This window comes from Achromobacter arsenitoxydans SY8, assembly GCF_000236785.1.
In the GTDB taxonomy this organism is placed as follows: Bacteria; Pseudomonadota; Gammaproteobacteria; order Burkholderiales; family Burkholderiaceae_B; genus Achromobacter; species Achromobacter arsenitoxydans.
This window is the reverse complement of record NZ_AGUF01000006.1, coordinates 1-8560: the sequence shown is the minus strand read 5'-3', so window position 1 is coordinate 8560 and position 8560 is coordinate 1. Positions and strand designations below refer to the sequence as shown.

The window sequence follows — 8560 nt, the reverse complement described above, 5'->3', positions numbered from 1 at the left end:
TGAGCCGGCAACCGTCGGCGCCTGTCGCGACGGCACCCGCACCGGTTGCCGCGCCGCCCCGATCGTTGCGCCGGCGCCGATCCCTGCACCTGCTCCGGTCCCGGCCGCCGCGCCGGCCGCAGAACCTGCGGCCGCGGAAGCGCCCAAGAAAGCGTCATGGCTGTCGCGCCTGAAGCAGGGCCTGTCTCGCACGGGGCAGAGCATTGGCGGCATTTTCGTCGGCGTCAAGGTCGACGAAAACCTGTTCGAGGAACTCGAATCGGCCCTCATTATGGCCGATGCGGGCCTGGAGGCCACCGAGAAGCTGCTGACCGCGCTGCGTGCGCGCGTCAAGAAAGAACGCATCGAAGACCCGGCCAAGGTCAAGGCGGCGCTGCGGCAGTTGCTGGCCGATCACCTGCGTCCGCTGGAGCGGGCGTTCGACCTGAAGCGCACCCAACCCCTGGTCGTCATGATCGCGGGCGTGAACGGCGCCGGCAAGACCACGTCGATCGGCAAGCTGGCGCACACGTTCCAGCGCCAGGGCGCCAGCGTGCTGCTGGCGGCGGGCGACACGTTCCGCGCGGCCGCGCGCGAACAGCTGGTGCAATGGGGCAGCCGCAACAACGTCAGCGTGATCTCGCAGGACGGCGGCGACCCGGCCGCGGTGGCGTTCGATGCCGTCAATGCCGGCCGCGCGCGCGGCATGGGCGTGGTGATGGTGGACACCGCCGGCCGCCTGCCCACGCAGTTGCACCTGATGGAAGAACTGAAGAAGATCCGCCGCGTCATCGGCAAGGCGGATGCGGCCGCGCCGCACGAGGTGCTTCTGGTGGTGGACGGCAACACCGGCCAGAACGCGCTGGCGCAGATTCGCGCCTTCGATGCGGCCATCAATCTGACTGGCCTGGTCGTGACCAAGCTGGACGGCACCGCCAAGGGCGGCACGTTGGCCGCCGTGGCCGCGGGCAGCCAGGGCGTGCGCCCGATCCCCGTGTACTGGATCGGCGTGGGTGAAAGCCTTGAAGACCTGCAGCCCTTCGTGGCGGACGAATTCGCGGCGGCCTTGCTGGCCGACTGATACTCCTGACGGGGCTGCCTGCATCGGCAGAAAAGGCGGGACGGCGTGCAAGCGCCGTCCCGTATTCATTTCCGCCGCCGATTGACCGATCGGCCGCATGCGCGGCCGATCGGGTGGCAGCGCCTATTCCACCTGACCCATCGCGGGATCGCTGATCAGGTCCTTGCCCGTTTCCATGCGGCCGGCAAAGCGGCGCTGGAACGCGGCGTAGCCTTCGCACGCCACGGCGAAGTCGTACCACTGCCCGCTGTTGCTGACCGGCCAGCTCAGCTCGCCCGTCTGCCCGGGTTCGACCGTCACGGTCCACGGGCCTTCGCTTAGGTACGCCATTGCCTTGACGGTGTACGCGCACGCCTTGTCGCCGCCGTTGTGCAGCTTGACCTGGACCTGCGGATCGTCGCAAGGCACGTAGCAGACCTGGATTTCCGGCGCGGCGCCGGCGGCCTGCAGCAGGTCGCCCGCAAACGCGCGGTGAAAGCCGTTGGGGCCCAGCACCCACAGGTCGTATTTGCCGGCGTCGGCCGACACGTCCCACGCGTCATCGAGCGTCTTGCCGGCCTCGACCACGTAGCGGCGCGGAATGCGGTCCAGGTGCAGCTTGTCGTACACATGGAAGACCGCGGCGGCCTGTGCGCCGCTGGCGTTGGCGAACAGCAGCCTGACCCGGTTTTCGCGCGCTTCCTCGCGCGCGCTGGCGTGCAGCTCGTAGGGCAGCGCGCGCGACGGCCGCGTGCCTTGCGCCTGCGCAGCCAGGGTCTGCTGCGCGGGTATCGCGATGGCCGGCTGCGCCTCCTGCCAGCTCGTCAGACCGTCGGCGTCGTTTTTGGTGGTGCGTCCGGACAGCGTGGGCAACGGGTCGCTGCTGGGCGACACGAAGTTCAGCGTGGACGTGAGGTCGCCGGCCACGGCGCGCCGGAAGGCGCTGATGTTGGGCTCGGCGACGCCGAAGCGTTGTTCCAGGAATCGCAGCGCAGAGGTGTGGTCGAACACTTGCGAATTGACCCAGCCGCCGCGGCTCCAGGGCGAGATCACCCACATGGGCACGCGCATGCCGGGACCGAACGGCTTGCCGTCCGCGGTCAACTGCTTGGCCGTGGCGGGCGGGTAGGTGTAGTACTCGAACGCCATCTCGGCGTCCGTCAGCGTGGATTTGCCGGCCAGGGTGCCATCGTCGTTGCGCGACGGCGCGCTGGGCGTGGGCATGTGGTCGAAGAAGCCGTCGTTTTCGTCGTAGGTGACCAGGAACACGGTCTTGCTCCAGACCTCCGGCGACTGCGTCAGCGCGTCCAGCGCGGCCTGGATGTACCAGGCGCCCTTCGCGGGGCTTGAAGGGCCGGGGTGCTCGCTGTAGGCGGCGGGCGGGATGATCCAGGACACTTCGGGCAGCGTGCCGTTCACCACGTCGTCGCGCAGGCTCTGCAGCAGGCCGCCGTCCGGCATGGTGTTGCCGAACCCCTTGGCGTAGGCGCTGTACTGGTCGTCGATGGCCGGGTTGTACGCGGGCCCCGCCTGGTTGGTGACCCGCCGGTCCGCGGGCATTTTCTCGATCTCGGCGCGCCAGTGCCGAAAGCTCATCATTTCATTGCAGCCGAAGTTGTCGGGGACGTTCTGGTAGACCTTCCACGATACGCCGGCCTGCTGCAGGCGGTCGGCATAGGTCGTCCAGGTCCAGCCTTCAGTGGACGGCCCCACGGCGGCGCCGCCGTTCATTTCGTTCATCACGACCGACACGCCGTCGCCCGACGGGCCGTTGGTGCCGGTCCAGAAGAACAGGCGGTTGGGTATCGTGCCCGCGTGCATGGCGCAGTGATAGTTGTCGCACAGCGTGAACGCATCGGCCAGCGCGCGATGGAACGGGATTTCCGCGGTCTCGTAGTAGCCCATCGACAGCGGCTGCTTGACGCTGGGCCACCGGTTCATGCGGCCGTGGTCCCATGCGGCCTGGCAATCGGGCCAGGAGTGCGGCGTGCTGCCCGCGCGCTGCGCATTGCCGAGCCTGGCGTCCAGGTGATACGGCAGTTCCGGCGAGCCGTCGCTGCGCGTCTGGTGGAACACGGACTTGCCGTTGGCCAGCGGAATCGGGAAGCGGTCGCCGAAGCCGCGCACGCCTGGAAACGTGCCGAAGTAGCCGTCGAAAGAACGGTTCTCCAGCATCAGCATCACGACGTGCTTGACGTCCTGGATGGTGCCGGTGGGGCTGTCGGCCTCGATCGCGAGGGCGCGGCGGATGCTGGGCGGGAACATCGACAGGGCGCTCATGGCCGCCGTGGTGCCCAACGTGGTCTTGAAGAACTTTCTCTTGGATGCGTCGATCGTCATTGGCTGGTCAGTCGTTGGTTGCGGGGAAGGGCCGGAGTGCCGGGGCTCATGGCGCGCAGTGGACCGCGCAGGCCGGGGGCGCGGGCGTCGTGGGCGGTGGAGTCGGCGCCGGTTCGTCCGTGTCGTCGTCGCCGCCGCAGGCGGAAAGCGACAAGGCCAGCGATAGCGTGCAAAAGGCCAGAAGGCCTCGTCTTGCAAGGACCAGCAAGGGGGAAGTGGTTTCCATGAGTCTGTGTGCGTGGATGGGCTGACGGCCCGCGCAGGCCGTTGCGCCGTCGCACAGGACGAGTGTCGGGCGGATGCTGCGGGCCACGAAATCGCCGGGTGTCGAGATTCCGGCGACAGCCAATGAGTATTGGCGCGCTGGATGTCGAACAATTGACAACGGCCTGACGGATGACTGTCAGGCCGTTCTTTTTTGAAACGTCTTGCTAGATGCGTGTCGAGGTGAAAACGAATTCAACGACGGACTTCTGCATGCGGTAAACGCGCGCGCTACCTCCAGAACGGCTTGCTGCCGGCCAGGTCGTCGAATGCCCGCTGCGCATCCACCGCCAGTTCATCGAGGCGCGCGCTTATCCAGCCCAGCGCAAACCAGGCCTGCGGATGCGTGGCCGTACACGACTCGTAGTAGTCCTTGGCGACGGCCAGGTCGTTGATTTCGCCCAGGATGTCCTGCACCTTCGACAGCAGTTTGCGATAGCCGCGCAGCTTGCTGGCGGGCAGCAGCGATTCCGCGAACGACAGGCCGTAGCGCAGGCGCTTGCCGCGCTTGCGCAGTTCATGCCGGGTGGGGATGTCCAGCGAAGTGAAGTGCGTGCCCTGGTCCGCCACCTTGCCATGCCAGCGGTGCAGCCGGCGCGCCAGCAGCTTGTGCAGGCGTTGGGGATCGGGCTGGGGCGCCAGCATCGGGATGATGGTGGGCTTGACGATGGGACCGGCCACGCCGCCTTCAAGGCGGATGGCGGGCTCGGGCGCGGCATCGCTGGGCGTGCCGTTGGCGATCGTCTGCGGCTCTGCGCCGGGTTGAACGGGCGGAACGTCCAGCGTCCACTCCAGCAGGTCCAGCAGCCAGGCCTGGAAGGCCTTGCCCCCGGCGATGGTCTGGGCGTCCTGTTCGGGCGGCGCGGCTTCCATCGGGATGACCGGCATGCCAGCGCGGATCAGCTTGGGCGCCACGGTTTCGTTCAGCACGTCCTGGTCGCGATTGGCGCCGAATGCGGCGAAGTGCGTGCGCACGCCCTGCAGCAGCGTATCCGGAACCGGGGCGATCCAGCCGTCGAACAGTTTCCAGGCGGACCGCAGCCGGCGCACGCCCACGCGCAACTGATGCACATGTTCAGAGTTGCCGGCGCGATAGACGCCCTCGGTGTCGACTTCGGCCAGCACTGCGGCGTTGCGGCAGATCTGGTCCAGGCATTCGGCCGCGATGACGCCCATGGCCTGCGATGGCGTCATGTCGTCGCGCAGTTTGACGGACGAGGCGCCGCGGGGCGCCCAGAACTGGGCGATAGCTTGCGCGCGCCGCGTTTCCAGATCGTCGCCGGGGGCGGCATCCACTTCCGTCAGGCGCTGCGCAAGCTGGGCCAGCGCGTCGCCGCGCTCGGACTTGCTGCGCGGGTCCAGGACCAGCGCATGGCGCTGCTGCCAGCCGCGGGCGGTGGCGAAGATGGCGGCGGGACGGCCCGAGACCAGTTCGAATTCCAGTTCGGAGATGGGCAGTTCCAGCGCGCCCGCGCGCAGGATGCCGGTGTCGTAGGCCAGTTCGATGGTGCCATGGCGCGTGCGGACTTTGCGCAGCAGGCGCTGCACGTCGGTTTCGTAGCGCAGGCCCAGTTCGCCCTTGATGGCCGCCAGCGCGGCTTCGACTTCGGTGCCCGCGTACACGGACAGGTCCAGCACCGGACCCGGCCGCGGGTGGTTCATTTCGATGCGGGAGATGGCGTCCGCGCCGGGCATCTTGAGCGTTTGCACCCAGTCGGGGCCTTCCTGGCGCAACCGGATGGCGATGCGAGCGCGCGCGAGTTCGCGCTCGGGCGTGTCGAAGTACATCGCGTGCAGGCGGATGCGCGTGGCTTCGCGTTGTTTGACCTCTTTGAGGACGGCCTGGCGCGAAGCCGTGGGCACGTGCAGTTTCAGTTCCTGTTCCGACATGGCGGCGAGCGTCCCACGGCAAAAGGCGAGATGTTAATCAAGCGGGCCCGGTGATTTGATGACCGGTCATATTTATTTCACATGGAGCATAGACGTGTGTGCGCTGCGTCAACAAGCGCTGCGATGCACGCCTGGGAATCCGACTGGTACCGGGTCAATTACCTAGTTTCAGTGATGTGCAACGATGCGAACCTATTTTCTAATTGTAAGTTCCGCGCCATCCCTCTTTCGCCTGCCGTTTGCCATTACCGGCGGCCGCCTATGTCCAGCCGGCGCTTTACCGTCCAGAAGAGCCCAATGAACCGTATCTATCGCATTGTCTTCAACCGCAGCGCAGGCGTGTGGCAGGTCGCAGGCGAGCATGCCCGCGGGCATGGCAAGAGCCGGGGCCGCAGCCGGGCGCTGGGGGCGATGGTCGCGCTGGCCGCCGCCTGCGGGTCGCCGATGGCCTGGGGGCAGTCGACTGTCATCGTCTCGGGCGATGTCTTGCCCCTCAATGCGGCGGGGTGGAATGCCTCCGTGGACCTGATGCTCGGCAACACCGGCGCCGGCGAAATTACCGTTCTAAACGGAGGCCGGCTTTACAGCGCAGCGGTCGGGATCGGCACCGGACCAGGCGGGGTCGGCAGGGCCACGGTGACCGGCTCGACGTCTTCCTGGTCGGTGTACAGGGACCTGTCCATCGGCGCGGGAGGCATCGGAACGCTGAATCTCGTCGATGGCGGGTCGCTGGTTGTCGTTGGCGGCGGGATCGTCTCCCTTGCCCCGGTCGCGGGCGGGACCGGCACGATCAACATCGGCGCGGCGCCCGGGGCCGCGCCCGCCCTGGCGGGCACGCTGTCCGCGGACGAGCTCCGCTTCGGTGCGGGCATGGGCACGCTCAATTTCAACACCAGTTCCTCGACCACCTTCAGCACGCGCCTGGCAAGCGGCGCACCCGGCGCGGGCGCCATTAATCACTATGCCGGCACCACGTTCCTGACGGGCGACAGCGCCGGCTTCCAGGGCGTCGTAAACGTCCGTGGCGGGCAATTGCGCATCCTCGACAATCTGGGTTCGGCCGAGGCGAGAATCGACGGCGGCGCGGCGGCGGGCAACACGGCCGGGGTCCTCGTGGCCGGCGCCGACGCCGAATGGACGATTGCGGACAACCTTTTCGTTGGCGGCACGGGCCAGGGATGGCTGACCATTCAAAACGGCGGCCTGGTTTCCAACCGTTTCGGCTCGGTCAACGCCACGCAGAACGGCGCGGCGCAAGTGACGGTTTCCGCATCCTCCTGGAACAACAGCCTGGCGTTGCTGGTCGGCGCGGACGGTGGCGGCGGCACGGTGTCGGTTCAGAACCAGGGCCAGCTGACCAGCGTCGATGGCTACGTGGGCCGCAATGCCGGCGCCGACGGATCCGTCACGGTGCGGGGGGCGGGATCGGCCTGGACCAATAGCGGCTTCCTGCGCGTGGGCGACATGGGCGGGAAGGGACTGCTGAGCATCCAGAACGGCGGCGTCGTTTCAAACACTGACAGCATCGTCGGCAGCATGGACGGCAGCGTTGGCAATGTGGAGGTCAGGGGAGCGGGGGCCGTCTGGAACAACCTGGGTTCGATGACCTTGGGGTATGGACTCGGCGTGAATGCCGGCACCTTAACGGTCGCGGACGGGGGCGAAGTCAACGTCGGCGCGAGCGGAACCGGGGCCATCGCCTTGGCGCCCAGCGCTTTCCTGTTCTACCGCCCGTCCGGCACGATCAACATCGGCGGGCAGGCTGGCCAGGCTGCGGCCGGCGCCGGCGCGATCAATGCTTCCGCGATTCAGTTCGGCGCGGGCGACGCCACCGTGAACTTCAATCACACCGATGCCGGTTACCGCTTTACCGCCGCGCTGGACAGCGGAACCAATAGCGGCGCCTCGCATCGCGTCAACCAGATCGCCGGCACCACGGTGCTGGCCGGCGCCAACGGCGGCTTCAAGGGCAAGACGACCGTATCCGGCGGGAAACTGGTGGTGCTGGGCACGCTGGGCGGGTCGGCCGAGGTGACCGGCGGGGTGCTGCAATATGGCGACGGCGCGACGGGGGCTGCCAACAGCCTGTTTGGGAACCTGAGCGTAACGGGCGCGGGCAGCACGCTGGCGGTGCAGCGGCCAGCCACATTGGCGGTAGCGGGCGGCATCAGCCTGTCGGGCGGCTCCGTCCTGGACATCGCGTCGGGCGGGACCGGTCCCTCGGTCGTTGCCGATAGGGTGACGCTGGGCAATGGTGCGGAGTTCAGGCTGAGCGGCATCTCGGACAAGACCGGGCTCGATGCGGTGCTGATCGACACGGCCAGGGGCATTAGCGGCGACTTCAGCGCGGTGACGGTGGGCGGCTTCGCCGGAGAGGTCGATTATCTGACCGTCCACACGGGCAAGTCGGCGGATGGCCTGCAATACCGCGCCACCTACGACTTGAGCTGGACCGCTGCCAACAACCTGGCCCACGGCGCCTTCACGCTGACCAACGCCTCGGATCGCTTCGATCTGGGCGTGGCGCTGTCAGACCAGGCGGCCAATCCCGCAACGGGCTGGAACGGCAAGACCCTGACCAAGGCTGGGGCCGGCACGCTGGTGCTGAGCGGCGACAACCGCTACACCGGCGGCACGGTGATCGCCGGCGGCGTTGTGGAGGTCTCGCGCGACGCGAATCTGGGCGACGCGGCGGGTGGGCTGAGCTTCCAGGGCGGCGCGCTGACAGCGACGGCCTCCTTCGATACGGCGCGCGCCATCACGCTGGCCCAGGACGGCCGCTTCGATGTGGCGGCGGGCGCCACGCTGGGACTTGCCGGCACGGTGTCGGGCGGTGCCGACCTGATCATGCGCGGCGCGGGGACGCTGCGGCTGGACAATGCGGGCAACGCCTACGGCAATACCTGGATCCAGGCCGGCACGCTGGTCGGCTCTGCAAGTTCGATCCGGGGGAATGTCGTCAACGACGGCGCGCTGGTGTTCGAGCAGGCCGCCGACGGCGCCTTCGACGGCGCCATTTCCGGTGGC

Annotated in this window: 4 protein-coding genes; 2 read left to right on the top strand and 2 right to left on the bottom strand. The window is 67.9% G+C overall.

The genetic code is table 11. From position 1 onward, the window contains the following. The first annotated feature begins 61 nt into the window (after window positions 1-61). A complete protein-coding gene (gene ftsY / locus KYC_RS00980) occupies window positions 62-1060 on the top strand; it encodes a signal recognition particle-docking protein FtsY (protein ID WP_081477963.1) in 999 nt (332 codons plus the stop codon). Window positions 1061-1183: 123 nt separating this feature from the next. On the opposite strand, the gene KYC_RS00975 is transcribed toward ftsY, so the two are convergent. After that, window positions 1184-3379: a phosphocholine-specific phospholipase C gene (locus KYC_RS00975; RefSeq protein WP_008157898.1), complete on the bottom strand. Its 2196-nt coding sequence runs from the start codon at window positions 3377-3379 to the stop codon at window positions 1184-1186. 495 nt (window positions 3380-3874) lie between these two features. After that, window positions 3875-5533, bottom strand: a complete 1659-nt coding sequence (locus KYC_RS00970; protein WP_008157896.1) for a CYTH and CHAD domain-containing protein — start codon at window positions 5531-5533, stop codon at window positions 3875-3877. Window positions 5534-5830: 297 nt separating this feature from the next. On the opposite strand from KYC_RS00970, the gene KYC_RS00965 reads away from it, so the two are divergent. Continuing rightward, a partial coding sequence (locus tag KYC_RS00965) for an ESPR-type extended signal peptide-containing protein (protein ID WP_008157893.1) occupies window positions 5831-8560 on the top strand: 2730 nt, incomplete at its 3' end.